This window comes from Inquilinus sp. OTU3971, from assembly GCF_038440215.1.
The window spans coordinates 1-25593 of sequence record NZ_JASATH010000116.1 but is presented as its reverse complement, the minus strand read 5'-3'; the positions used below and the strand labels follow the sequence as shown (position 1 = coordinate 25593).

Here is a 25593-nt window from a genome sequence, read left to right as displayed (position 1 = left end):
CCCAGGATCATCGCCAGGTTGAAGCCGAGCGCCACCTTGGCCACCGCCGAGGCCTGCCGCCCGGGCGGCGCCAGGCTGGCGGCGGTGACCACGGCCATGGCGAAGAAGGTGGCGACGACCGATCCGCTGACCGCCCGGGCCGCCAGCAGCACGGCATAGCCCGGCGCGGCCGCAGCCGCGATGTTGCCGGTGACGAAGACAACCAGCAGCGCTGCCGCCAGCGGCTTGCGCGGCAGCCTGGCGGTCAGCAGCGTCAGCACCGGTCCGCCCGCCGCCATGCCCAGCGCATAGGCGGTGACCAGATGGCCGGCCGCGGGGATCGACACCGACAGCCCGGCCGCCACCTCCGGCAGCAGGCCGGCGATGACGAATTCGGCGGTGGTCAGGGCAAAGGCGCACAGCGTCAGGGTCAGGATCGACAGCAGCGCGGGCGGCGCCCGCCGCGCGGCTGGGGCGGCGAAGTCCATGGCGGCCTCGGGTGGGGACGTGACGGTGCGACACTAGCCGGCCCCGGGGACTGTCAGGTATGACAGACATCCCTCCTTTCCTGCCAAGGAGCTGGCCATGATCGACCGCCGCATTGCCTTCGTCCTGTTCGACCGGGCCCTCGGGCTGAACCTGAACGGCCCGGCCGAGGTGTTCGGCGCCGCCAATCACCTGCTCGGCGGCGGCTACGACCTGCAGGTCCTGTCCGAGACCGGCGGGCTGGTCCGCACCAGCGCCGGCATCGCCGTCGACACCCGGCCGCTCGGCGCGCTCGATCCAGCGCGGCTGGACACGCTGATCGTGGTCGGCGGTGACGGGGCGGCGGACTTTACCGCCGACGCCCCGCTGATCGGCTGGATCCGGCAGGCGGCGCGGTCAGCGCGACGCGTCTGCAGCATCTGCAACGGCGCCTTCCTGCTGGCCGCGGCCGGGCTGCTCGACGGAAGGCGGGCGGTGACCCATTGGTGCGAGGTGGCGGCGCTGCAGGCGCCCTACCCGAAGGTGAGGGTGGAACTCGACCCGATCTATCTCCGCGATGGCCCGGTCTGGACCTCGGCCGGGATGTCGGCCGGGATCGACCTCGCTCTGGCATTGGTCGAGGACGACCATGGCCGCCGTATCAGCTTGGCCGTGGCGAAGGAGTTGGTGGTGTTCCTGCGCCGCTCCGGCGGCCAGGCGCAGTTCAGCGGCGCGCTCGCGGCGCAGACCCGGCTGGGCGCGGCGGACTCCCGTCTGGCCGAGCTGCCGGGCTGGATCATGGACAATCTCGGCGCCGACCTGACGGTCGAGGCCCTGGCGCGCTCGGTCGGCATGGCTCCGCGCAGCTTCGCCCGCGCCTTTGCCCGCCAGCACGGCGGCACCCCGGCGAGGCTGGTGCAGGAGCTGCGCCTCGAAGCGGCATGCCGGCAGCTCGAGGAGGGCGACGTGCCGGTCAAGCGGATCGCCGATCTCTGCGGCTTCGGCGACGAGGAGCGGATGCGCCGCGCCTTCCTGCGCCGCCTCGGCGTCCCGCCCGCAGCCTATCGCGAACGCTTCGGGCGGGGCCGGGCGGCATAGGTTCAGGCAGCGGCCGGCGGCGCGCCGATCAGCCGGAAGAACACCTCCACGCTGGGCGCCCCTTCCGGCCAGGCGGGGACCCGCGGATCGATCGTCAGCCAGGGCTGCTTCCGCTTCGTCCAGATGTGGGCGACGACGGCCAGGCGGTGGCTGTCGTCGAAGGTGCCGGCCCGGATCGCGACCAGACCGGGGCGCGCGCTGTTGGTGTTGTAGACCCGGGCGAAGCAGGCCGGGCAGGCGAATTGGTGCGAGATCCGGCGACCATCGGCGCTGGGCAGGTCGAACCGGCCGACGGGCCCGGTGCAGACAAATCGCTCCCGCGCCACGATCGCCTGCTGGCTGAAGGCGCTGCCGCTCCAGGTCTGGCAGTCCAGGCAGTGGCAGGCATAGGTCAGCGGCAGGCGCTCGGCCTCGAGCCGCCACCGCAGGGCACCGCAGCGGCACCCTCCTTCGATCCCGGCCAACTCGCCCTCCCGCGTCGTCTGCAGGCCCGAGAATGCGAGATCGGGCCGGGCAAGGGAATGGCCGTTGTCGCGCCCGCATATCCCTGTCTACCCTGACGGGCAGGGAAGATAGTCAGCCGGGGGCGCGCGATGGACGCTGCCGAGTTCTGGGCCATTCGTGCGGGAGACACCGAGATCGAGAATCCGATCTCGCCGCACAAGCTCGACCTGCTGATCGACCATTGCAGGGTCCGCGATGGCGTGCGTGTCCTGGACATTGGCTGTGCCAAGGCATGGCTGCTGCGCCGCTGGGCCCGGCGCTTCGCGATCGACGGCGTCGGCCTGGACGCCAACCCGCACTTCATTGCCGCCGCGCGCGAGCTCTCGGCCGGCCTGCAGTCGCGCCTCCGCTTCGTCGAGGGGCCGGCCGCCGCGTTCCGGCCGGCGCCGGCGAGCTACGACATCGTCCTGTGCATCGGCGCCTCGTCCGCCCTCGGCGGCGTTGCGGCCGCGGTCGCATGGATGCGCGCGGCGCTCAAGGCCGACGGCGTCGTGGCGTTCGGCGCCGCCTTCGCCAAGGAAACCCCGCTTCCCGATGCCACCGAAGGGGCCGGTCCCCTGCTGGACCTGGCGTCCACCGTCGAGGTGCTGGCCGCGAACGATCTGGAGGTCACGGCGATCCTGGAAGCCTCGCCGGAGGAGTGGGATGCCTATAGGGGACGGCATCTGCAGAACCTCTATGCCTGGGCGGAGGCGAATCCCGGCCATTCCGGACGCGGCGAAGTGCTCCGGCAGCTCCGCGGCTTGAGCGACCGCTATTTCGGCTGGCAGCGCCGGTCCATGGGATGGGCGATCCTGGTGGCCCGGCCGTGTCTGGCCTAGCCGATTGTGAGGCCGGGACCGGCCCTCACCCGGTCTCGCTGCGCGAGCCCGACCTCTCCCGCAAGCGAGACCTTTTCAGAACACCGCCGTTTGGGCCGGCCTATCCCTTTCATCCTCCCCCTCCCCTTGCGGGAGGGGAGAGTGGAAAGCACGCGTCGGCTCAGGTGATCGAATTCTGAAAGGGTCTCGCCACGCGGGAGAGGCGATGCAGGCAGCTAAGCGGCCGACAACCCCTCAAGCCGCCGCGATGCGCCGGCCCTTGAGCTCGAAGCCGCCGCCGTCCAGACGGTGCAGGGCCGGGGCCGCGGCCAAGAGCTCGCGGGTGTAGTCGTGCTGCGGATGGTCGAACACCGTATCGCGCGGCCCGGACTCGACGATCTCGCCGGCCTGCATCACCGCCACCCGGTCCGCCACCTGCTCGACCGCGCCGAGGTCGTGCGACACGAACAGGCAGGCGAAGCCGTAGCGCTCCTGCAGCACCCGGAACAGCTCCAGGATCTGCTTCTGCACCGTCATGTCGAGCGCCGAGACCGGCTCGTCGGCGATGACGAAGGCGGGGCGGCGGATGATGGCGCGGGCGATCGCCACGCGCTGGCGCTGCCCGCCCGAGAGCTGGTGTGGATAACGCGTTGCGTGGTCGGGAGAGAGACCGCAATCGGCCAGGGTCTCGGCCAGTCGGTCCGCCTTCTGCTTCGGCGTCATCTCCGGCGCCAGCCGCAGCGGCTCGGACACGATCGGGCCGATCTTCATCCGCGGGTCGAGCGAGGAATAGGGGTCCTGGAAGATCATCTGGCAGTTCAGCCGGTGATCGCGCGCGGCCGCGCCGTCCCGGTCGCCATGCACGTCGCCGCCGCGGAACAGGATGCGGCCGGCGCTGGGCTTCAGCAGGCCGACGATGGCGCGGCCCAGCGTGGTCTTGCCGCTGCCGCTGCCGCCGACCAGCGCCACCGTCTCGCCCGGATGGATCGCCAGGCTGACCCCGTCGACCGCCCGCTTCGGCGCGGTGCGCGAGAACAGCCGCTGCCGGCCGGCATGGTCGATGGTGACGTTCTCGACCGCGATCAGCGGTGCTGTCTGGTCGACCGGCGGCCGCGCCGGGCCGCGCTTCGGCAGCGCGTCCAGGAGCTTGCGGGTGTAGTCGTCGCGCGGGCTCAGCAGCACCTGCTCGGTCGGGCCGCCATCGACGGCGCGGCCGCGCTGCAGCACCACCACATGGCGGGCATAGCGCGCCACCATCGCCAGATCGTGGCTGATCATCAGCACGGCGGTGCCGTTCTCGCGCGTCAGCTCGACCATCAGGTCCAGCACCTCGCGCGCCACCAGCGTGTCGAGGGCCGTGGTCGGCTCGTCGGCGATCAAGAGGGCCGGCTTGGTCAGCATCACCGAGGCCAGCATGATCCGCTGCCGCATGCCGCCGGAGAATTCGTGCGGATAGGCCGACAGGCACCGCTCCGGGTCGGCGATGCGGATCCGCTCCAGCATCGCCAGGCTGCGGCGCCGGATCTCGGCATCGTCCAGCCGCAGATGCAGCTTCAGCGCCTCGGCCATCTGCCGGCCGATCGGCATCGCCGGGTTCAGCGACACCATCGGCTCCTGGAACACCATGCCGATGCGGGCGCCGCGGATCTTCCGCAGGCCCTTGGGCGGCAGCGTCGCCAGGTCCTGGCCGTCGAAGCGGACGCGGCCCGCGATCCGCTGCATCGGCGGCGGCAGCAGGTCCAGCACGGCGCGCGCCGCCATGGTCTTGCCGCTGCCGGATTCGCCGACCAGGGCCAGCATCTCGCCGGCCGGCAGGGCGAAGCTCAGGTCGTCGACCACCACCGGGCCGCCGTCGCCGGCGCGGATGGTCAGGTGCTCGACCGAGAGGAGGGGGCTCATCGCTGCATCCTGGGGTCGAGGCGGTCGCGGATCGCGTCGCCGAACAGGTTGATGCCGAGCAGGGTGAGGGAGATGCACAGGCCGGGGAAGATGCCGAGCCAGGGCGAGGTGCCGATATAGGGCCGGCTGGCGGCCAGCATGTTGCCCCAGGTCGCGGCCGGCGGCGGCACGCCGAGGCCGAGGAAGCTGAGCGCGCTTTCCGACAGCAGCACCCAGCCGAACATGCTGGTGGCCAGCACGGTCAGCGGCGCGATGCAGTTCGGCAGCACGTGCCGGGCCATGGTGAACAGCTCGGCATTGCCCATGATCTGCGACGCCTCGACATATTCGCGACCGCGGATCGACAGCACCGTGCCGCGCACCACGCGGACCACCGAGGGCATGTAGGCCAGGCCGAGGGCCAGGATGATGCCGTATTTGTTGGCGCCGAGCACCGCCATGATGCCGAGCGCCAGCAGGATGCCGGGGAAGGCCAGCAGGGCGTCGTTGAACATCATGATGATGCGGTCGACCCAGCCGCGCATGTAGCCGGTCAGCACGCCGATCAGGGTGCCGCCAGTGACCGCGGTGGCGACCGTCAGCAGGCTGATCCAGCTGCTGGTGGCGGCGCCGCTCATCGCCCGGCTCAGCACGTCGCGGCCGAACTCGTCGGTGCCCAACCAGTGCAAAGCCGAAGGCGCCTTGAACCGCGACAGGATGTCGATCTTCAGCGGGTCGTAGGGCGTCCACACCACGCTGAGCAGGGCGGTCGCGACCAGCACGCCGATGATCAGCCCGCCGATCGCCGCATTGGCGCGGATCCGGCGCCGCTTCGGCAAAGCCAGGGTGGTAGGGGAGTCAGCCTGCGCGCTCATGCCGTCACCCGCGGGTCGAACAGGGGGTACAGGAGGTCGACGAACAGGTTGACCACGACATAGATGCCGGCGACGAACAGCAGGCAGCCCTGCACCACCGGATAGTCGCGGGCATAGATCGAATCGACCAGCAGCCGGCCGAGGCCGGGGATGGTGAACACCGTCTCGACCACGGCGATGCCGCCCAAGAGGTTGCCCAGCATCAGCCCGATCAGCGTCCAGGTCGGGGCGAAGGCGGTGCGGAAGGCGTGGCGCCACAGCACCGCGCCCTCCGACAGGCCCTTGGCCCTCGCGTGGGTGATGTATTCCAGCCGCATCACCTCGATCGTGCTGGCCCGCGCCATGCGGATGATCACCCCGGTCTCGACCAGCACCAGCGTCGCCACCGGCATGATCATGTACAGCAGGGCGGCGCCGGCATCCTCGCCGAACGGGACATAGCCGATCACCGGCAGCCACTGTAGCTTGAGGCCGAACAGCAGCAGCATCAGCAGGCCCAGCCAGAAGCTCGGGATCGACAGCAGCAGCGTGGCGCCGGAGATCACGGTGAGGTCCAGCGCGCTGTCCTGGCGCCAGGCGGCGATCATGCCGGCGGGCACGGCGACCAGGCTGGCCAGGGCCACCGCCGCCAGCACGATGGTGGCGCTGACCGAGAACCGGTCCAGGATCAGCGGCAGCACCGCCTGGCCGGTGCTGATCGACGTGCCGAAATCGCCGGACAGGACGTTGCCGAGCCAGTACAGGAACTGCACCGGGATCGACTGGTCGAGCCCGAGCGACCGGCGCAGGTCGGCGACGGCGGACGGGTCCGCCATGTCGCCCAGCATCAGCGTCACCGGGTCGCCCGGGATCAGCCGGATCAGGGCGAAGACGGTGATGGCGACGATCAGCAGCGTCGGCACCGCCATGCCCAGGCGTTGCAGCAGGAAGCGAAGCATCGCGGCCTCCCCCGAGCGGATCAGTTCTTGATCGCCACGTTCCACAGCCGCGGCTTCGACGCCGCCCAGGGCTTGTAGCCCTCGAGCCGGTCGGAGACCGCGGCGATATCGGCCCCGTTATAGGTCACGATCAGCGGCACGTCCGCGATCTGCATCTGGTGCAGCTTGTCGAAGATGACCTGGCGCTGCTTCGGGTCGCTGGTCACCATCGCGTCCTGGATCAGCTTCAGCGCCTCGGGGTTCTCCCACACCTTGCGCGGCTGCTTGTCCTTGGGGCCGGACATCATCTCGTAGCTCAGCGCCGGGTCCATGCGCGCGGAGTAGCTGAACGACATGGTCTGGTAGTCGCCGGAGGTGTAGCGGTCCAGCTGGGCGCCCCAGTCCAGCACCTCCAGTTCGATATTGATGCCGGCCTGCTGCGCCAGGGCCTGGGCCAGGATCGCGGTGTCGTAGACGCTCTGGATCTTGCGGTTGACCAGCATCTTGATCGGCTGGCCGGTGTAGCCGGCCTCGGCCAGCAGCGCCTTGGCCTTCTCGATGTCCGGCGCGTAGCCCTGGCGCTCGACATCGGTGTAGTAGGGGCTGGCGCTCGGCATCACCGAAGGGTTCGCCGGCGAGGTGCCCAGGGTCACCGCCTGGGCGATCTGGCTGCCGTCGATCGCCAGGGCCAGCGCCCGGCGGACGCGGACATCCTTCAGCAGCGGGTCGCGGGTCTGCAGCAGGATGGCATTCATCGACAGGGCCTGCGCGAACTCGGTTCGCACGCCCTTCTGGCCGTCGAGCTCGGCCTTGTCGGTGACGCTGACATCCGGCACCACGTCGATGTCGCCGGACAAGAGCGCTGTCTTCGCCGCTGCCGGGTCGCCGATGATGGTGAAGCGCACGGTCTCGGCCAGCGCCTGCTTGCCGCCGGTATAGCCGTCGCGCTCACCGCCGCGCGAGGCATAGTCGGCGAAGCGCTTCAACTGCACGTACTGGGCCGGCTCCCACTTCTCCAGCTTGTACGGGCCGGTGCCTATGGGCGCGATCCACTTGCCGTCCGGCCCGACCGAATCCGGATGGATGACCGCGCCCTCGGCGCAATCGGTGCGGGCCATGGTGGCCAGAAACAGCGCGCTCGGCGCGTTCAGCTTGAACACCACCGTCTTCGGGTCCGGCGCCTCGACCGCCTCGATCTTGATCCGGCCACGGCCGTCGAACTCCGGCAGGCAGCGCCATTCGGTCTTCGGGTCGAGCCAGCGCTTCCAGCTCCACACCACTTCGGCCGAGGTCATCGGCGCGCTGTTGTGGAACTTGATGCCGTCGCGCAGCTTGAAGGTGTAGGTCTTGCCGTCGTCGGAGACGGCGACTCTGTCGGCCAGCATCGGCCCGACCGAGGCGTCCTCGCGATAGGCGACCAGGCCTTCGACGACATGCAGGATCACCGCATCGGTGTTGTCGTCGCGCTTGGTGCCGGGGTCGGTGCTGCGCAGGTCGCCATTCAGCTGCACGCGGATGGTGTCGGCTGGCGGCGCCGCCCAGGCCGGGACGGTCGAGGCGAGCGCCGCCGTGAGCGCAAGAAGGGAAAGACGGGTCAACAGGGCCTCCCTGTGTTGAGGCGTTGCAACAGGCCGGACCGCGTTCAGGCCGCGTTTTTGGTCCGGCGGGACAGGTCGAGCGAGTAGGTGGTGAAGGTCCGGTTCAGGGCGGGCAGCGGCGCCACCTCCATGACCCCTTCCGCCGGGTGCATGATGACCATGGCGACGGTGGCCGACAGGTTGGCGCGCGACGACGGCCGCGGCGGCCGGCACACGGCATAGGGCGTGCCGAAATCGTCGAAGAAGGCCGCCTTCATGTCCTCGGCGGTCAGCTGGCCGCGCCTGGCCTGGAGATGCTGCTGCACCCGCCAGTCGCGGTAGTAGCTTTCGGGCGAGCTCGGGATGCCGGCTTCCTTCAGCTTCGCCAGCGCCACCGGGCTGCGCCAGTGGTTGGCGTGCACCAGCAGGCCGTCCTCGGGATAGAGCGGGAAGGTCTCGTCCGGCGCGCATTCGAAGTCGATGGCGAAGCCGCCAGCATTGCTCAGGATCATGTTGTTCGAGGCGGATTTCGCCGTGGTCGCCACGATCCGCATCGACAGGGCGAAATGCTCCTGCTCCAGCGCCTTACGCCGGATCAGCGGCAGCGGCACGCCGACCTCCAGCTTGTAGTCGCGGTCGGATTCCAGGTAGTTCGCGGTGATCGCGGTGCCGACCGAGTTCAGCCCGTTGCGGGCCAGGCCGCCGGCCTCGGTGAAGGTCAGCACGTCCGGCCCGTCCTCGCGCCGCACCCGCAGCACGATCGCGGTCTCGGCGCATTCCGCCCGCCAGTCCCAGTTCTGGCCGTGGATCAGCTGGCCGTCGGCGCTGGCCGACCCCATGATCACGGCGCCGGTGCAGCCGTCCGGATCGTCCTCGGCAAGCCCCTTCCGCCGGTGCGCCAGCTGCATCACCTCGGTGCGGCAGTTGATCAGCGCCACCGCCTCGAAGTCGAGCTCCGCGCCCTCGGCGATGCCGCGCATCTCCTCGATCAGCTCGGGCGCGAAGGCGTCCATCTTCGGCAGGAAGTCGCCGACGAAGCCGCGGATCTGCGCCCAGTCATAGCCGAGGTCGCGCAGCTGCCGGGCATAGACCTCGACGCTCTTGCGGGTGCGGTCGGCCGCGGCGGCGCCGTATTGCCGGCCGCGCTCGCGCGGCGTGCCGTGGATGTCGACGAAGGGAAAGGGCGTCATGATCGGGAACCCGTTGTCATCGATTGGTCACACCGTAATGCACTTTATAGAGACGAAAAACATGTTTTTGGGGCATGCTGCGAAGTCGAAAGATTTTTGCGCGCTCGGCGCACGCCCTTTTCCCGCGCCGCGCGATCGCTATCATGAAGGGGCACAGCGTGGAGCACAGCGTGTCAGCGGCGGAAGCGGCGGAGCGGGCGAGCCCGCTGCAATTGGAACTGGCCCGGCAGATCGTCGAGCGGATGCGCGACGAGGCCTGGGGCCCCGGCATGCGGGTGTCGGAGCAGGCTCTGGCCCGCACGCTCGGCGTGTCGCGCTCGCCGATCCGCGGCGCGCTCGACCTCTTGGTGGCGCAGGGGGTGCTGGAGGCGGCGTCGGGCCGCGGCTTCGTGGTGCTGCGCCGGCCGGAGGACGACGAGATCGCGCGGCTGATCCCGCGCTCGGAGGGCGAGGAGGTCTATGTCGCGATCATGACCGACCGGGCCAATGGCCGCCTGCCGCAGGAGGTGTCGGAGGCGGAGCTGATCCCGCGCTACGGCGCCTCGCGCGGGGTGGTGCGCAAGGTGCTGATGCGCTTTGCCGCCGAAGGGCTGGTGCAGCGCCAGCGCGGCCATGGCTGGCGCTTCGTCGACAGCCTGGAGACCGACGAGGCGGTGAATGAGAGCTACCAGTTCCGCATGGTGGTGGAATGCGCGGCGCTGCGGCAGCCCGGCTTCCGGGTCGACCGCGACCGGCTGCTGCAGCTGCGCCGGGCGCATGAGGACATCATGGCCCGGGCCGCCGGCGGCGTCGGCACCGACGAGTGGTTCCGGGTCAACACCGCCTTCCACGAGATGCTCGCCGCCTCGTCCGGCAACCGCTTCTTCCTGCAGGCGGTGCGGCAGCAGAACGCCCTGCGCCGGATGCAGGAATACGCCGATTTCGTCCAGCTGCCCCAGGGCCGGGTCGAGCAGTCCTGCCGCGAGCACCTGGCGATCCTCGACGCGCTCGAGGCCGGCGACATCGAATGGGCGGCCGCGCTGCTGCACCGCCACCTGGCGCTGGCCGCCGGCACCTATGCCGGCGAGGCCGCGGCGGAGGGCAAGCAGCGGGCCGAGCTGAGCGCATGACGCCAAACCTGCCCTATCGCATCCGCCCCGGCCGCCCGGACGAGGTCCAGGCCGTCCGCATCATCGAGGTCGCGGCCGCGTCGCAATTCCGCGGCATCGGCCTGCGGCAGATCGCGGCGCTCGAGCCGGCGGAACCGCAGGAGGTGCTGCTGCGGGCACAGCAGGGGCGGCTGCTGGTCATGGCCGATGCCGCCGACCGGCCGGTCGCCTTCGCCCTGTTCGGCGAGATCGACGGCACCTTGCACATCGAGGAGCTTGACGTCCATCCCGACCATGCCCGCCGCGGCCTGGGCGCGGCGCTGATCGAGCATCTCGACGCCGTCGCCCGGGAGCGGGGATTGCCGGAGCTGACTCTGTCGACCTTCCGCGACGTGCCCTGGAACGCGCCTTACTACGCCCGGCTCGGCTTCGAGCCGATGCCGGACGAGGCGCTCGGCCCCGGCCTCGCCGCGATCCGCGACATGATCGCCGGCAAGGGCATCGACATCATCCCGCGCCTGTTCATGCGCCGGCCGGTGCAGGCTGGGCCTGGTCCATCCTGACGAATTCGGATCTGAGCCGGGCTGCGGCGAAATCCACGAATGCCCTGACCTTGGCGCTGGCCAGGCGGCCTTCCGGAATGACGAGATGGGCCGGCAGCGGCGGAAGTTCGTCTTCCGGCAGCAGGATGACGAGGCGGCCCTCCCGGACGTGCTGATCGATCTTGTACGACATGATGCGGAGCACGCCTTCACCGTCGACGGCAGCATCGACTGCTGCCTGATCCGCATTCACCGTCAGGCGCGGGCGCATCCGCACGTTCCGGTTCATCCGATGCCCCGGCGCGGGCGGGAAGCTCCAGATCTCATTCGGGCTCAGCTGGGCAATCGCGATGCAGTCATGGTCCGACAGGTCGGCCGGCGCCGTGATCGGCGGCTTGCGCGCGAGGTAGTCCGGCGAGGCGCAGAGCACGCGCCTGACGTCGCCGACATGCAGCGCGATCATCGCCGAGTCCGGCAGAGCCGCGATCCGGAGGGCCACATCCACACCTTCCTCGATCAGGTTGATCATCTGGTCCAGCAGGAGGAAGCGGATCTGGACGTCGGGGTGGGCTCTCAGGAACGCGCCGACGATCGGGCGCAGGATATGAGTCCCGAACATCACCGGTGCCGTGATCGTCAACAGGCCCCGCGGCGCGGTGCGCTCGCCGGCCACCGACAGGTCGGCTTCCTCGAGGTCGGTCAGCATGCGCCGGCAAGCCGCGGCATAGCGTTCCCCGGCATCAGTCAGCCGCAGGCCGCGGGTGCTCCGATGCAGCAGCTGGACGCCGACCTGGCGTTCGAGAAAGGCGATCGCGCGGGTGACCGCCGCCGGTGACCGGCCCAGCCGGCGTCCCGCGCCGGCAAGGCTGCCTTCATCGAGGCTGGCGACGAACACGCGCATGGCGTCGAGACGATCCATCGTCCTTGCGGCTGGCGAAAGAAAAGCTTTCCGAGGATAGGTGTTCTGACGGTCGGAACAAAGCCGTAGCCTTCTGTGGCGACAGGGCGGCCACGCCCTCTGCATCCCCGCCAGAATGAGGAAGATCGAGATGTCAGCGACGAGACCGGCCGTCACCCATCACCGCACGGCCATCGTGGCCGGCATCGACATCTTCTACCGCGAGGCCGGCCCGGCCGATGCGCCGGTGGTGGTGCTGCTGCACGGCTTCCCGACCTCGTCGCACATGTTCCGCAACCTGATCCCCGCGCTCGCCGACCGCTACCACGTGATCGCGCCGGACTATCCCGGCTTCGGCCAGAGCGCGATGCCCGACCACAGGGAGTTCGCCTACACCTTCGCCCACTACGCCGATCTGATAGATGGGCTGCTGGGGCAGCTCGGCGTGCGCCGCTACGCCATGTATGTGATGGATTACGGCGCGCCGGTCGGCTACCGCCTGGCGCTGAAGCACCCCGAGCGGATCAGCGCGCTGATCGTCCAGAACGGCAACGCCTATGAGGAAGGCCTCAAGGAGTTCTGGGATCCGATCAAGGCCTATTGGGCGGACGGCTCGGCGGCGCATCGCGAGGCGCTGGCCTTCCTGGTGGCGCCGGAGACGACGAGGTTCCAGTACACCGACGGCGTGCGCGACGTCTCGCGCATCTCCCCCGACAACTGGGTCCACGACCAGGCGCTGTTGGATCGGCCGGAGAACAAGGACATCCAGCTCGATCTGTTCCTGGACTACGGCAGCAACGTCCCGCTCTATCCCCAGTTCCAGGCCTTCTTCCGCGACCGCAAGCCGCCGACGCTGCTCGTCTGGGGCCAGAACGACAAGATCTTCCCGGCCGATGGCGCCCATCCCTACAAGCGCGACCTGCCGGACCTGGAGTTCCACCTGTTCGACACCGGCCACTTCGCCCTGGAAGACAAGGCCGATGAGATCTTCCCCCTGATCCACGACTTCCTCGACCGGAAGATCGGCCGGCCATGACCGGTGCTCGACTTCAGAACGCCGTCAGCCCGGCGACGTTGCGGCCGAAGGCGGATTGCGGTTGCGAAGGCTGGAAGTCCTTCGCCCGCTCGCGCCGGGCGACGCAGCCGGAAATATCCGCCGCGATCGCGGTCCAGGCCGCGCCGCGCTGCAGCGAGTCGAGGAAGCACCGGTCGTAGTAGGTGAAGCGGTCGCCCGTGCCGCAGCCGAAGGACGGCCGGTCGGCGCGGGCGGCCGTCAGCACGATGCGGTCCGGCGTCGTCAGCGCCGGCGTGTCGGTGTAGATCCCGGAATAGCAGCCGGAGGTGACCAGGACGGTCGGCCGGCCGGCACAGGCGCCGTCCAGGGCCCGGGCCAGATAGGCCGGCGGGATCACTGCATCGTCGGCGGCGGCGAACAGTCCGCGGCCCTCGACGCCGTGCGAGGTGAGGTAGACGAAGCAGCCGGTCCCGGCGGGGCCGGCCAGGCCGGTCATCGCGCGGTCGAAATTCGCCTTGGTCGCGACCGCGCCCGGCTGCCGCGCATCGGCCTTGAGCACGGCGATGTCGGCCGGCGCCACGCCGAAGGACAGCAGGCTGCGCCGCAGCGCGTCGACGCCATTGTCGAACACCGGTTCGGCGTCATCGGCCGCGACCAGCAGCGCCTTCCAGCGCAGCGGCGTGCCCGTCGCGGCAACGGAGGGGGAGGGGACGGCCTGGCCGGCGCAGCCGGACAGCAGCACCGCAAGGAGGGCGATGCGAAGCGATGGCGCCGGTCTCATCCGTCCTTTCTCCCCATCGTCCGGCCTACCAGGCGCCGGTGTTCGGCATCGATGCCCAGGGCTCAGCCGGCGGCTTCGAGCCGCCCTTCTGCAGGATCTCGATCGAGATGTTGTCGGGCGAGCGGACGAAGGCCATGTGCCCGTCGCGCGGCGGCCGGTTGATGGTCACGCCGGCCTTCTGCAGCCGGTCGCAGAACTCGTAGATGTCGTCCACCTCATAGGCCAGGTGGCCGAAGTTGCGGCCGCCGGTGTAGACCTCGGGGTCCCAGTTGTAGGTCAGCTCGACCGGCGCGTCCTCCTGGCCCGGCGGGGCGAGGAAGACCAACGTGAAGCGGCCCTTCTCGTTCTCGATGCGGCGGGTCTCCTTGAGGCCCAGCAGGTCGCGGTAGAAGTGCAGCGACTGCTCCAGGTCGGTGACGCGGACCATGGTGTGCAGGTATTTCATCTTCCATCCTCTCGCGGGTTCGCGGCGGCGGGTGTCGGATCGTCCGAGGCAGTCCGGTGGCGGCCTGTGGGCATCGCCGAATCCGGACCCGCGCTACCATCGTCGCCCGGCGGCTGTCTGACAAGTCGCTCCGCCATTCAGCCGAGGCGGAGAAAATCTCGTGACAGCGCATATCAGCGGTTGTGATCGGCCCCATCGTTCATAAATGATGAGGCAGTGTCGGCCCGGCCGATGCATCCCCGACCATCTCTGCTCCGGAGGCCGAGGCGCATCCATGCCGCACGACACCCCCCTGATCGCCACCATTGTCGCCGGCCTCGGCCTTGCCTTCATCTTCGGCGCCATCGCCAACCGGCTGAAGGCGCCGCCGCTGGTCGGCTATCTCCTGGCCGGCATCCTGGTCGGGCCGCACACGCCGGGCTTCGTCGCCGACCAGGCGCTGGCGCCCGAACTGGCGGAGATCGGCGTCATCCTGCTGATGTTCGGCGTCGGGCTGCACTTCTCGCTGAAGGACCTGCTGTCGGTGCGGGCGATCGCGGTGCCGGGCGCCGTGGTCCAGATCGGCTTTGCCACCGCCCTCGGCCTCGGCCTGGCTCTGATGCTGGGCTGGACCATCGCCGGCGGTCTCGTCTTCGGCCTCGCCTTGTCGGTCGCCAGCACCGTGGTGCTGCTGCGGGCGCTGCAGGAGCGCCGGCTGGTGGAGACCGAGCGCGGGCGCATCGCCGTCGGCTGGCTGATCGTCGAGGACCTGGCGATGGTGCTGGCGCTGGTGCTGCTGCCGGCGCTTGCCGGGCTGGTCAACGGCGACATCGACCTCGGCTCCGATCCGCTCGCCGTCTCCCTCGGCCTCGACCTCGGCGTCGGCGGCATCCTGGTGCTGACCCTGGTCAAGGTCGCCGCCTTCGTCGCCCTGATGCTGATCGTCGGCCGGCGGGTGATCCCCTGGGTGCTGCACTACGTCGCCCACACCGGGTCGCGTGAGCTGTTCCGGCTGGCGGTGCTGGCGCTCGCACTCGGCGTCGCCTTCGGCTCGGCCAAGCTGTTCGGCGTGTCGCTGGCGCTCGGCGCCTTCTTCGCCGGCATGGTGCTGAGCGAATCCGAACTCAGCCATGCCGCAGCGCAGGAGACGCTGCCGCTGCGCGACGCCTTCGCGGTGCTGTTCTTCGTCTCGGTCGGCATGCTGTTCGACCCGACCAGCCTGTGGCGCGACCCGCTGCCGATGCTGGCGGCGGTGTTCATCATCGTCATCGGCAAGTCGGTCGCCGCCTTCGTCATCGTCCGCCTGTTCGGCCATCCGGTGACGACGGCGCTGCTGATCTCCGCCAGCCTGGCGCAGATCGGCGAGTTCTCCTTCATCCTGGCCGAGCTCGGCGTGAAGCTGGGCCTGCTGCCGGAGGCGGGGCGGGACCTGATCCTGGGCGGCGCGATCCTGTCGATCCTGCTCAACCCCGTGGTGTTCAACGCCTTCGGCCGGCTGCGGCCGCTGCTCGATCGCGCGGTCCCGGTCCCGGCGGGCGGCCCGGCCATCCCGGCCGAGGAGGCGCCGCCGGCCGAGGCTGCGCCCGCCGCACCGCCCGCGCCCGAGCCGGCCACTCTGGCCGAGCCGGCGCTACTGACGGCGCTCACGGACCATGTCGTGCTGGTCGGCTATGGCCGCGTCGGCAGCCTGATCGGCGCGGCGCTGCAGGCCGCCGGCCGGCCCTTCCTGGTGATCGAGGATGCCGACCAGCCGCTGGCCCGGCTGCGCGAGGCCGGGATCGAGACCATCATCGGCAACGCCGCCGTGCCGGAGGTGCTGGGCCTGGCCAACCTGCCGGCGGCCCGGCAACTGGCCGTCGCCGTCCCCAACGCCTTCGAGGCCGGCCAGATCGTCGCCCAGGCCCGCGCCGCCAACCCCGGCATCGCCATCATCGCCCGGGCCCATTCCGACGCCGAGGTCGAGCATCTCAGCAGCCTCGGCGCCGACGCAGTGATCATGGGCGAGCGCGAGATCGCCCGTGGCATGGCCGAAGCTCTGGTCACGAACGAGGCGACACCGCCCGAAATCACGCAGACGGCCTGACCTTCTCGAACCTGGTCGCAAATCTGTTGCGTGGCCGGGAGGGTTCAGACATATTACATTTTGTATACCAGTTGGAATCCTGCCGATCATGACTGGTCGTGGGCGGACCCGCCGACGGAGAAGAGAGTGTCGGCCCGCGCCGTCGCCGATCGTGCATCCGGACGACGCGACCTGTCGGTCCGGCTTCGATGCCAAAGCGGCGCTCAGCGCCGGACTTCCTCCATGACTCGATTGGCGCTCAGCGCCCTACGCCTTTGCAGGCTCTGCCCGAGGGCTCGGGATCAGGCAGGGCCGGCTCTCCGGAGGCCCCGGAGGACCGGTCCGATCCCGCAGCCACCGCCGCGATAGAGCATCGGAGGCCAATGAACCGCCGGCATTCAACGACCGGCCGAACGAGTGCAACGAGACACTGGGAGAGCCATCGCCATGAGTGCGATTTCCAACGCGAGCGCCGGGACGGGGAGAGCGCCCGCGAATCGCTGGATTCAGCTGATCGCCGGCATCGTCTGCATGGTCGCCGCCGCGAACATCCAATACGCCTGGACCCTGTTCGTCCCGGAGATCCAGGAGACCTACGGCTGGAGCCGAGCCTCGATCCAGACCGCCTTCACCATCTTCGTCATCGTCCAGACCTGGCTGACCCCGATCGAGGGGTACTTCATCGACAAATACGGCCCGCGCGCCCTGGTGCTGGTCGGCGGCGCCATGACCGGCCTGTCCTGGATCGTCAACTCCTACGCCACCTCGCTGACCGGCTTCTATGTCGGCGCCGCGATCGGCGGCATCGGCGTCGGCTGCGTCTACGCCACCTGCGTCAACGCCGCGCTGAAATGGTTCCCGGACCGGCGCGGCCTGGCCGTGGGCCTGACCGCCGGCGGCTACGGCGCCGGCTCGGCCCTGACCATCATCCCGATCGCCAGCGTCATCGCCGGGTCGGGCTATCAGGCCGCCTTCTTCTGGTTCGGGCTGATCCAGGGCAGCATCATCTTCGCCGCCGCCTGGTTCCTGCGCGCCCCGGGCAAGGAGGAGGTGAAGCACTCGACCAAGGTCGCCCAGTCGCGGCGCGACTACACGCTGGCCGAGGCGCTGCAGACCCCGGTCTTCTACGTCATGCTGTTCATGTTCATCTGCACCGTCACCGGCGGTCTGATGGCGGTCGCCCAACTCGGCGTCATCGCCCAGGATCTCGGCGTCAAGGACATGCCGGTGAACCTGTTCTTCTTCACCATGGCGGCGCTGCCCTTCGCCCTGATGCTGGACCGCATCATGAACGGCATCTCGCGGCCCTTCTTCGGCTGGGTGTCCGACCATATCGGGCGCGAGAAGACGATGTTCATCGCCTTCACCATGGAAGGCATCGGCATCGTCGCGCTCGGCACCTTCGGCCACAACCCGTGGGCCTTCCTGATCCTGTCGGGCGTGGTGTTCCTGGCCTGGGGCGAGGTCTACTCGCTGTTCAGCGCCACCGCGGGCGACACCTTCGGCACCAAGCATGTCGGCAAGATCTACGGCGTGCTGTACTGCGCCAAGGGCGTCGCCGCGCTGCTGGTGCCGTTCGGCAACCTGCTGATGGAGGCGACCGGCACCTGGTCGACGGTGCTGTACACGGTCGCGGCGATGGACCTGATCGCGGCCTTCTCGGCGATCGTGATCCTGCGGCCGATGCTGCAGCGCCACCATGCCCGCAACGCCTCGGCCCTGGCGACGGCCGAGCCGCAGCGGGCGGCCAGCCACAGCGGCAGGCTGGCCAGCGCCAACTAGGCTCCGGGCCGGCTTCTCGCCGGCCCCTCCAGGACCTCACCCGGCCGCCATGTCCGTCCCAAAGGCGGCCGGGGATTTTCGGAGCGGCGATCCCGCTCCGCGGGATGGAAGAGCCGGGCGGGGAGGACAGCCTCCCGCCCGGTTTTCCTTGCTTGTACCGAGGGCCTTGAAGGTTGACCTCGTCATCGCGAGGAGCGAAGCGACGTGGCGATCCAGCGGCACGATTTCTGGATTGCCACGCCCCTTCGGGGCTCGCAATGACGGGTCAAGATCGGCCAATGGTATTATTCAAGAATTGTGCCTCCGCCGCGTTCCCAAACCATGGCCCAAAACTGCTCGCTCCAATCGGTCTTATGTCCGTCTAAATATCGCGATTTGCTAAGAGCAACGCCAAGTCGCTTAACAAGCGCTGTAAAATCTCCGTCGTCCGAGTTTGCAGCGATCCATATGCGGCCGAGGGTAAAGGTTAGAATCATGTGAAAGAGCGTAATCCGTGTGGCTTTCTGAGGATCGTAGGCGCGTGGAGTCATTTCGATGACCATGTGCCTGTCGTCCTTCGGATTGAAACGATGAAGCCGGGACTGCCATTGCGCCAAGTTCCGACCATAGTGAGCATATGGTTGGACCGCCGCCGCGAATTCCCTCATGAAGGTGGACCAAGGCTCGGTCCATAACCCGGCGCCATATCGCGGCCATACGCTACTTCCTAGCCATGCTCGAAGGCTTCCCGGGGTGAGCTTATCGCTCTCCCATTTGAGAAGTTTGGCTTCTGCTTCGTGATGGCCGCAAATACCCAGCTCGATGATGCTAATCGCCTCGACGCACTGCCTCGTCAAAGCGAGTGCATTTGCATGCATTCCGTCTCGATTGGCTCGGTTTGCGAGCAACATCGAATCCAGCAAGAACCAGTGTGCCAGCATTGGCGCCGAGCGAACTTGAAGTTCTAATGGCAAACTGGAAACTGACTCTGCAATCCGTCGCATTACTTCAGGGTTAGCTTCCTCGCCAATCGTGAACCAATCAGGGGCGAGCGCATTATGTGGCCTATTAGCAAATTCGTGAAGGAAGGTTGCCGCGTCTGACATCTCCTCAGCTCTCGAAGACGAGCTGGATGCGATCGCTGGCGAAGCTGGACAGGCCGAACTCGACCACCGCGCCCTCGGCGTCGACATTGATCGCCTCGGTCGCCATCACCGGCCGGGTGCGGGTGATCTCGAGCAGCCGCTGCTCCCGTGCATCCGGCAGCCGGGCCGAGACCCGGGTGCGCCGGCGGGTGTAGTCGGCGACGCCGAAGCGGGCGAAGCTCGCGGTCACCGAGCCGGTCTCGCGGAAGATCTCGACCAGCCCCGGGAAGCGCGCCGCCGGGAAGTAGTGGCTGGCGAGGCTGAGCGGCAGCCCGTCGGCATGCGACCGCGTGTCCAGCCGGATCACCGGCGTCCCGGCCGGCACCTCCAGCTCCCGCGCGATCGGGCCCGAGGCCTGCTCGGTCGCCGACTCCAGCAGTTCCAGCCGCGCCGCACGGTTCTCCCGGCGCATGTTCTCGTGGAAGCGGGTGCGCCGGCCGATCAGATAGGCGATGGCGCCGAGATGGACGAAGGTGCCGCGCCCCTGGGTGACGTCGACCAGCCCACGCTCCTCCAGCTCCGCCATGGCCCGCCGCACCGTGTGGCGGTTGACGCCGAACCGCTCCGACAGCTCCGCCTCGGTCGGCAGCCGGGCCCCGGCCGGGTGCACGCCGTCGCGGATCTCGCGCTCCAGCGCCTCGCTGATCTGGCGCCACAGGGCGACGCCGGCGCCGCGGCTGAGCGAGGTCTGCGGATTCATGCCAGCTCCGTCACGCAAATTTCATCCATCCCGACTTGCGGATGTCGTCGAATCCCGTCCATGATCTAAACATACGGATGACTAGATGAATAGGCAATAGGTCCATCAGCCTATGACAAAAGAAACCGAACAGCGCCGGGACTGGATGGCCGTGCTGGCCAAGTCGGATCCGGCGACCCTGCAGCGCCTGTGGTCGGATCTCGGCGACCCGGCCGGCTTCACCACGCTGCGTCCGGCCGAGACCGGCATGGTGATGGTGCGCGGCCGCGCCGGCGGCGACGGCATGGCCTTCGCGCTCGGCGAGATGACGGTGACGCGCTGCGTGGTCAAACTCGCAGGGGGCCGCCTCGACGGCAGCGAGGTGCTGGGCTTCGGCTATGTCGCCGGCCGCGACCGCCGCCATGCCGAGATCGCGGCCCGGGTCGACGCCCTGCTGCAGACCGACCGGCGCGACGCCGTCGAAGCCGCGTTGATCGCACCGCTGCGCCAAGCCCAGGCGGAGGCGCGCGAGACCGCCCGGCGCAAAGCGGCGGCGACCCGCGTCGACTTCTTCACCATGGTGCGAGGGGAGAATCCGCGATGACCGCCATTCTCGATTCGGCGGCACTGCTGCCCGGCTTCGCCGACCCGGTGCTCGGCAGCCAGTCGGTGTTCCGCGCCGTGCTCGACGCCATGTCCCGGCCCGGCCGGCCGGTCGCCTGCCCGGACCCGCTCGCGGCACCGGCCCCGCTCGGCCGTGCCATGGCGGCGGCGGCGCTGACCCTGGTCGATTTCGACACGCCGGTCTGGCTCGACCCGGCCCTGGCGACCCCGGCGGTGCAGAGCTTCCTGCGCTTCCACACCGGCGCGCCGCTGGTCGCCGACCCGGCCGCGGCGGCCTTCCTGCTGGTGGCCGATGCCGCGTCCCTGCCGCGCCTCGGCGGCCTGGCCCTGGGCGAGGACTGCTACCCCGACCGCTCGGCGACGCTGGTGGTCGAGGTGCCGGCGCTGGACGGGCCGGAGGCGGGCCGCTTCACCGGCCCGGGCATCGCCGAGGCCGAGCCTGTCCGGATCGCCGGCCTGCCGGCCTGGTTCCGCGAGGACTGGGTGGCCAACGGCGCCGCCTATCCGCTCGGCGTCGACCTTCTGCTGACCTGCGGCGACCGGATGCTGGGCCTGCCGCGCACCACCCGCTGGGAGGGCTGATCCGATGTATGTCGCCGTCAAGGGAGGCGAACGTGCGATCGAGAACGCCCAGTCGCTGCTGGCCGAGACCCGCCGCGGCGATCCGGCGGTGCCCGAGATCGCTCCGGACCAGATCCGCGAGCAGCTGGGCCTGGCCGTCGACCGGGTGATGGCCGAGGGCTCGCTCTACGACCGGGATCTCGCGGCGCTGGCGATCAAGCAGGCGCAGGGCGACCTGGTCGAGGCGATCTTCCTGCTGCGCGCCTACCGCACCACGCTGCCGCGCTTCGCCGTGTCGGAGCCGGTCGACACCGCAAGGATGACGGTGCGGCGCCGCGTCTCCGCCACCTACAAGGACATCCCGGGCGGCCAGATCCTGGGGCCGACCTACGACTACACCCACCGCCTGATCGACTTCGCCCTGGCCGCTTCGGGCGAGCCGCCGGCGGCGCCGGAGGGCGAGGCGGGGCCGGACGGGCCGGTGCCGCGCGTGGTCGACATCCTCAACCGCGAGGGGCTGATCGAGCGCGAGGCCGAGGCGCCGGAAGGGCATGAGCCGGTCGATCTGACGCGCGACCCGCTGACCCTGCCGGCCGACCGCGACCAGCGGCTGCAGAACCTCGCGCGGGGCGACGAGGGCTTCCTGCTGGCGCTCGGCTACTCGGTGCAGCGCGGCTATGGCGGCAATCACCCCTTCGCCGGCGAGATCCGGCTGGGCGAGGTGGCGGTCGAGATCGTGCCGGAGGAGCTGGGCTTCGCGATCGAGATCGGCGAGGTCACCGTCACCGAATGCCAGATGGTGAACCAGTTCGCCGGGTCGAAGTCGGCGCCGCCGCAATTCACCCGCGGCTACGGCCTGGCCTTCGGCCATTGCGAGCGCAAGGCCATGGCGATGTCGCTGGTCGACCGGGCTCTTCGGGGGCGAGATCTCGGTGAGGACGCGCGCTACCCGGCGCAGGACGAGGAGTTCGTGCTGGCGCACAGCGACAATGTCGAGGCCTCGGGCTTCGTGCAGCATCTCAAGCTGCCGCACTATGTCGACTTCCAGGCCGAGCTGGAGCTTGTCCGCCGGCTGCGGGCGAAGCATGAGCGCCGCGCCCGCGAGGCCGACGACACCCGGAAGGAGGCGGCGGAATGAGCGCCGAGACCGCAGTGGCAACCACCGGGCGCGACCCCGGCTACAACTTCGCCTATCTCGACGAGCAGACCAAGCGGATGATCCGCCGGGCGCTGCTCAAGGCGGTGGCGATCCCCGGCTACCAGGTGCCGTTCGGCGGCCGCGAGATGCCGGTGCCCTATGGCTGGGGCACCGGCGGCATCCAGGTCACCGCCAGCATCATCGGCCCGGACGACGTGCTGAAGGTGATCGACCAGGGCGCCGACGACACCACCAATGCCGTCAACATCCGCCGCTTCTTTGCCCGGGTCGCCGGGGTGGCGACCACCGAGGACACCGGCGCGGCCACGGTGATCCAGACCCGCCACCGCATCCCGGAGCAGCCGCTGGCGGAGGGCCAGATCCTGGTCTACCAGGTGCCGCAGCCGGAACCGCTGCGGCAGCTCGAGCCGCGCGAGGTCGAGACCCGGATGATGCACGGCTACGCCGATTACGGGCTGATGCATGTCCGCCTGTACGAGGACATCGCCCGCTACGGCCATATCGCCGCCACCTACGACTATCCGGTGATGGTGCATGGCCGATATCTGATGGCGCCCTCGCCGATCCCGAAGTTCGATAATCCGAAGATGCACATGAGCCCGGCGCTGCAGCTGTTCGGGGCGGGGCGCGAGAAGCGGATCTACGCCATCCCGCCCTATACCCAGGTGGTCAGCCTGGATTTCGAGGACCATCCCTTCGACATCCAGCATTGGGACCAGCCCTGCGCCCTGTGCGGCGCCGAGGACAGCTATCTCGACGAGGTCGTGCTCGACGATGCCGGCGGGCGCATGTTCGTCTGCTCCGACAGCCACCATTGCCGCACCCGGCGCGAGGCCGGCCATCACGGCGCGCTGAGCGGCGAGGCGCTGGCCGCCTATGACCGCGCGGTCGAGCAGGCGCACGAGATCCCGGGAGGCGAGGCATGAGCGGCGACATCCTGCTGCGGGTCGAGGGCCTGACCAAGCTCTTCGGCGACACCGTCACCGCTTGCCGCGAGGTCTCTTTCGAGATGTCGCCCGGCGAGGTGCTGGGCATCGTCGGCGAGAGCGGCTCGGGCAAGACCACGCTGCTCAACTGCATCTCCGGCCGGCTGCCGCCCAGCGAGGGCACGGTCGCCTTCGACACCCGGCTGCGCGGCCTGATCGACATCTACGCGCTGTCGGAACCGGAGCGGCGGATGCTGGCCCGCACCGACTGGGGCTTCGTGCACCAGAACCCCCGCGACGGGCTGCGCATGGGTGTCAGCGCCGGCGCCAATGTCGGCGAGCGGCTGATGGCGGTCGGCGCCCGGCACTATGGCCGCATCCGCGGTCAGGCGCAGGACTGGATGGCGAAGGTCGAGCTCGACCTCGGCCGCATCGACGACCGGCCGGCGACCTATTCCGGCGGCATGCAGCAGCGGCTGCAGATTGCCCGCAACCTGGTCACCAACCCGCGCCTCGTCTTCATGGACGAGCCGACCGGCGGGCTCGACGTCTCGGTCCAGGCGCGGCTGCTCGACCTGCTGCGCGGGCTGGTGCGCCGGCTCGGCATTGCCGTGGTGCTGGTCACCCACGATCTCGCCGTGGCCCGCCTGCTGGCCGACCGCCTGATGGTGATGCGGCACGGACGGGTGGTGGAGACCGGCCTGACCGACCAGGTGCTGGACGACCCGCAGCACCCCTACACCCAGCTCCTCGTCTCCTCCGTCCTGCAGGTCTGAGCCATGCCGAACACGACTCCGATGATCGAGGTCTCCGGCCTGTCCAAGACCTTCGTTCTCCACAACCAGGGCGGGGTGCGGCTGCCGGTGTTCGACGGCGTCGATTTCACCGTGGCCGCCGGGGAATGCGTCGTGCTGGGCGGCGCGTCCGGCGCCGGCAAGAGCACCTTCATGCGCACCCTCTACGGCAACTACCTGGCCTCGGCCGGGCGGGTGCTGATCCGGCACGAGGGCGCGCCGGTCGACATCACCGCCGCGACGCCGCGCCGGATCCTCGAGGTCCGGCGCCGGACGCTCGGCTATGTCAGCCAGTTCCTGCGGGTGATCCCGCGTGTGCCGACGCTGGAGATCGTCAAGGAGCCGATGCTGGCCTCCGGCGTCGCCGAGGCGCAGGCCGACCGCCGCGCCCGCAACCTGCTGGCCCGGCTGAACCTGCCCGAAAGCCTGTGGTCGCTGCCGCCCGCCACCTTCTCCGGCGGCGAGCAGCAGCGGGTCAATCTCGCGCACGGCTTCGCGATGGAGTATCCCATCCTCCTGCTCGACGAGCCGACGGCCTCGCTCGACGCCGACAACCGGCGCGTGGTCATCGAGCTGATCGAGGAGGCCAAGGCACGTGGCGCCGCCATCGTCGGGATCTTCCACGACACGGCGGTGCGCGATCGGGTGGCGACCCGGATCTTCGACGTCACGCTCTACAAGGCGGCCGCATGAGCACGGATCTGATCTTCTCGAACGCCCGGATCGTCACCCCCGAGGCCGTCGTCACCGGAACGCTGCGGGTCGAGGACGGCCGCATCGCCGCAGTGGAGCAGGGCGGGGCACCCCCTGCCGGCGACGACGCCGGCGGCGACTACCTGATCCCCGGCATGATCGACCTGCACACCGACCATCTCGAGCGCCATGTGGCGCCGCGGCCAGGCGTGATGTGGAACAACGTCTCGGCGGCGATGGCGCATGACGCGCAGGTCGCCACCGCCGGCATCACCACCGTGTTCGACAGCCTGTCGCTGATGGGCGAGCACAAGGGCGTGCCGCGCGGCAGCCTGCTGCGGCCGATGGTCGACGGGCTGGAGGCCGCGCGCCGGCAGGACATGCTGCGGGCCGACCATTTCCTGCATCTGCGTTGCGAGGTCGCCGACCCGCATGTGCTCGACTATCTCTCGGTGCTGGTCGACGACCCGGCGGTGCGGCTGCTCTCGATCATGGACCACACGCCCGGCCAGCGGCAGTACGCCCAGGTCGAGAAGTGGCGCCAGGCCAACCGCCACCGTTACAGCGAGGCGGAGCTGGACGTGGTGATGAAGCAGCGCCAGGCGTCGCAGGAGGCGCATGCCCACCGCCATCGCCTCGCCATCGCCGAGCTCGCCGCCGGCCGCGGCCTGGCCCTGGCCAGCCATGACGACGAGACCCCCGCCCATGTCGACGAGGCGGTGTCGCTCGGCGTCTCGATCTCGGAGTTCCCGACCACCGCGGAGGCGGCCCAGGCGGCGCGCAGCCATGGCCTGTCGATCCTGATGGGCGCCCCGAACGTGGTTCGCGGCGGCTCGCACAGCGGCAATGTCGGGGCGGCGGAGCTGGCGGCCGCCGGTCTGCTCGACATCCTCGCCTCCGACTACGTGCCGATCAGCATGCTGCACGCCGTCTGCCTGCTGGCCGAGGCGCCGGTCGGGCTCGGTCTGCCGGGAGCCATCGCGCTGGTCAGCGCCAACCCGGCCAAGGCGGCGGGGCTGGACGACCGCGGCCGGATCGAGCCGGGGCTGCGGGCCGATCTCGTCCGCTTCCGCCTGATCGACGGCGTGCCGCACATCCGCGCCGTCTGGCGCGCCGGCAAGCGGGTTGCGTGAGATCGAGCCGATAAACCAACGCACA

General features: G+C 69.6%; 26 protein-coding genes. 14 read left to right on the top strand and 12 right to left on the bottom strand.

Annotation, left to right across the window (positions count from 1 at the left end; genetic code table 11):
- On the bottom strand, window positions 1-467 hold a 467-nt coding region (locus AAHM41_RS25410; protein ID WP_342239393.1), incomplete at its 3' end, for an MFS transporter.
- 97 nt (window positions 468-564) lie between these two features.
- Here AAHM41_RS25410 and AAHM41_RS25405 point away from each other — a divergent pair.
- Window positions 565-1542: a GlxA family transcriptional regulator gene (locus tag AAHM41_RS25405; RefSeq protein WP_342239392.1), complete on the top strand. Its 978-nt coding sequence runs from the start codon at window positions 565-567 to the stop codon at window positions 1540-1542.
- Between the two features lie 2 nt (window positions 1543-1544).
- On the opposite strand, the gene AAHM41_RS25400 is transcribed toward AAHM41_RS25405, so the two are convergent.
- Window positions 1545-2006, bottom strand: a complete 462-nt coding sequence (locus tag AAHM41_RS25400; RefSeq protein WP_342239391.1) for a GFA family protein — start codon at window positions 2004-2006, stop codon at window positions 1545-1547.
- A gap of 129 nt (window positions 2007-2135) precedes the next feature.
- Between AAHM41_RS25400 and AAHM41_RS25395 the strand changes: the two genes are divergently transcribed.
- Window positions 2136-2867 carry an SAM-dependent methyltransferase gene (locus tag AAHM41_RS25395; protein ID WP_342239390.1) on the top strand — a complete coding sequence of 244 codons (732 nt, stop codon included), beginning with the start codon at window positions 2136-2138 and terminating at the stop codon, window positions 2865-2867.
- A 234-nt stretch (window positions 2868-3101) separates the two neighbouring features.
- On the opposite strand, the gene AAHM41_RS25390 is transcribed toward AAHM41_RS25395, so the two are convergent.
- From AAHM41_RS25390 to AAHM41_RS25370, 5 genes are read right to left on the bottom strand one after another with little or no spacing between them, the layout of a single operon-like run.
- Window positions 3102-4745 carry an ABC transporter ATP-binding protein gene (locus AAHM41_RS25390; protein WP_342239389.1) on the bottom strand — a complete coding sequence of 548 codons (1644 nt, stop codon included), beginning with the start codon at window positions 4743-4745 and terminating at the stop codon, window positions 3102-3104.
- On the bottom strand, window positions 4742-5599 hold the full coding sequence (locus AAHM41_RS25385; protein ID WP_342239388.1) for an ABC transporter permease: 858 nt from the start codon (window positions 5597-5599) through the stop codon (window positions 4742-4744). Before AAHM41_RS25385 ends, AAHM41_RS25390 begins: the two co-directional genes overlap by 4 nt.
- Window positions 5596-6537 (bottom strand): ABC transporter permease, encoded by a 942-nt coding sequence (locus AAHM41_RS25380; RefSeq protein WP_342239387.1) that lies wholly within the window; start codon window positions 6535-6537, stop codon window positions 5596-5598. The genes AAHM41_RS25385 and AAHM41_RS25380 overlap by 4 nt, the downstream gene beginning before the upstream one ends.
- Before the next feature lie 20 nt (window positions 6538-6557).
- Window positions 6558-8114 carry an ABC transporter substrate-binding protein gene (locus tag AAHM41_RS25375; RefSeq protein ID WP_342239386.1) on the bottom strand — a complete coding sequence of 519 codons (1557 nt, stop codon included), beginning with the start codon at window positions 8112-8114 and terminating at the stop codon, window positions 6558-6560.
- A gap of 44 nt (window positions 8115-8158) precedes the next feature.
- Window positions 8159-9283, bottom strand: coding sequence for a C45 family peptidase (locus AAHM41_RS25370; RefSeq protein ID WP_342239385.1), 1125 nt, complete (start codon window positions 9281-9283; stop codon window positions 8159-8161).
- Between the two features lie 143 nt (window positions 9284-9426).
- Between AAHM41_RS25370 and AAHM41_RS25365 the strand changes: the two genes are divergently transcribed.
- Window positions 9427-10392 (top strand): GntR family transcriptional regulator, encoded by a 966-nt coding sequence (locus tag AAHM41_RS25365; RefSeq protein ID WP_342239384.1) that lies wholly within the window; start codon window positions 9427-9429, stop codon window positions 10390-10392.
- On the top strand, window positions 10389-10934 hold the full coding sequence (locus AAHM41_RS25360) for a GNAT family N-acetyltransferase (protein ID WP_342239383.1): 546 nt from the start codon (window positions 10389-10391) through the stop codon (window positions 10932-10934). Before AAHM41_RS25365 ends, AAHM41_RS25360 begins: the two co-directional genes overlap by 4 nt.
- Here the strand turns inward: AAHM41_RS25360 and AAHM41_RS25355 are convergent.
- Window positions 10894-11832, bottom strand: a complete 939-nt coding sequence (locus AAHM41_RS25355) for a LysR family transcriptional regulator (protein WP_342239382.1) — start codon at window positions 11830-11832, stop codon at window positions 10894-10896. The genes AAHM41_RS25360 and AAHM41_RS25355 overlap by 41 nt on opposite strands.
- Window positions 11833-11962: 130 nt before the next feature.
- On the opposite strand from AAHM41_RS25355, the gene AAHM41_RS25350 reads away from it, so the two are divergent.
- A complete protein-coding gene (locus tag AAHM41_RS25350) occupies window positions 11963-12847 on the top strand; it encodes an alpha/beta fold hydrolase (RefSeq protein ID WP_342239381.1) in 885 nt (294 codons plus the stop codon).
- A gap of 13 nt (window positions 12848-12860) precedes the next feature.
- Here AAHM41_RS25350 and AAHM41_RS25345 read toward each other — a convergent pair whose 3' ends face one another.
- Both AAHM41_RS25345 and AAHM41_RS25340 read right to left on the bottom strand, forming a co-directional pair.
- Window positions 12861-13607, bottom strand: coding sequence for a C13 family peptidase (locus AAHM41_RS25345; RefSeq protein ID WP_342239380.1), 747 nt, complete (start codon window positions 13605-13607; stop codon window positions 12861-12863).
- A 25-nt stretch (window positions 13608-13632) separates the two neighbouring features.
- Window positions 13633-14052 (bottom strand): VOC family protein, encoded by a 420-nt coding sequence (locus tag AAHM41_RS25340; RefSeq protein WP_342239379.1) that lies wholly within the window; start codon window positions 14050-14052, stop codon window positions 13633-13635.
- A 274-nt stretch (window positions 14053-14326) separates the two neighbouring features.
- Here AAHM41_RS25340 and AAHM41_RS25335 point away from each other — a divergent pair, with 274 nt between their 5' ends.
- The gene (locus AAHM41_RS25335) at window positions 14327-16114 is read left to right on the top strand and encodes a cation:proton antiporter domain-containing protein (protein ID WP_342239378.1); all 1788 of its coding nucleotides are present in this window, start codon (window positions 14327-14329) and stop codon (window positions 16112-16114) included.
- A 426-nt stretch (window positions 16115-16540) separates the two neighbouring features.
- Complete coding sequence (gene oxlT, locus AAHM41_RS25330; RefSeq protein WP_342239377.1) at window positions 16541-17875, top strand: oxalate/formate MFS antiporter; 1335 nt, start codon at window positions 16541-16543, stop codon at window positions 17873-17875.
- A gap of 284 nt (window positions 17876-18159) precedes the next feature.
- On the opposite strand, the gene AAHM41_RS25325 is transcribed toward oxlT, so the two are convergent.
- Together AAHM41_RS25325 and phnF are read right to left on the bottom strand one after the other, a co-directional pair.
- On the bottom strand, window positions 18160-18960 hold the full coding sequence (locus AAHM41_RS25325) for a hypothetical protein (RefSeq protein WP_342239376.1): 801 nt from the start codon (window positions 18958-18960) through the stop codon (window positions 18160-18162).
- A gap of 4 nt (window positions 18961-18964) precedes the next feature.
- Entirely contained in the window at window positions 18965-19699 is a 735-nt protein-coding gene (gene phnF / locus AAHM41_RS25320) for a phosphonate metabolism transcriptional regulator PhnF (RefSeq protein WP_342239375.1), read from the bottom strand.
- A gap of 112 nt (window positions 19700-19811) precedes the next feature.
- Between phnF and phnG the strand changes: the two genes are divergently transcribed.
- From phnG to AAHM41_RS25285, 7 genes are read left to right on the top strand one after another with little or no spacing between them, the layout of a single operon-like run.
- Entirely contained in the window at window positions 19812-20282 is a 471-nt protein-coding gene (phnG, locus tag AAHM41_RS25315) for a phosphonate C-P lyase system protein PhnG (protein ID WP_342239374.1), read from the top strand.
- Entirely contained in the window at window positions 20279-20884 is a 606-nt protein-coding gene (phnH, locus tag AAHM41_RS25310) for a phosphonate C-P lyase system protein PhnH (RefSeq protein ID WP_342239373.1), read from the top strand. The genes phnG and phnH overlap by 4 nt, the downstream gene beginning before the upstream one ends.
- Window positions 20885-20888: 4 nt before the next feature.
- Entirely contained in the window at window positions 20889-22001 is a 1113-nt protein-coding gene (locus AAHM41_RS25305) for a carbon-phosphorus lyase complex subunit PhnI (RefSeq protein ID WP_342239372.1), read from the top strand.
- Complete coding sequence (locus AAHM41_RS25300; RefSeq protein WP_342239371.1) at window positions 21998-22948, top strand: alpha-D-ribose 1-methylphosphonate 5-phosphate C-P-lyase PhnJ; 951 nt, start codon at window positions 21998-22000, stop codon at window positions 22946-22948. Before AAHM41_RS25305 ends, AAHM41_RS25300 begins: the two co-directional genes overlap by 4 nt.
- Window positions 22945-23724 carry a phosphonate C-P lyase system protein PhnK gene (phnK, locus tag AAHM41_RS25295; protein ID WP_342239370.1) on the top strand — a complete coding sequence of 260 codons (780 nt, stop codon included), beginning with the start codon at window positions 22945-22947 and terminating at the stop codon, window positions 23722-23724. Before AAHM41_RS25300 ends, phnK begins: the two co-directional genes overlap by 4 nt.
- 3 nt (window positions 23725-23727) lie before the next feature.
- The gene (gene phnL, locus AAHM41_RS25290; RefSeq protein ID WP_342239369.1) at window positions 23728-24435 is read left to right on the top strand and encodes a phosphonate C-P lyase system protein PhnL; all 708 of its coding nucleotides are present in this window, start codon (window positions 23728-23730) and stop codon (window positions 24433-24435) included.
- Complete coding sequence (locus AAHM41_RS25285; RefSeq protein WP_342239368.1) at window positions 24432-25568, top strand: alpha-D-ribose 1-methylphosphonate 5-triphosphate diphosphatase; 1137 nt, start codon at window positions 24432-24434, stop codon at window positions 25566-25568. Before phnL ends, AAHM41_RS25285 begins: the two co-directional genes overlap by 4 nt.
- Window positions 25569-25593 lie beyond the last annotated feature (25 nt).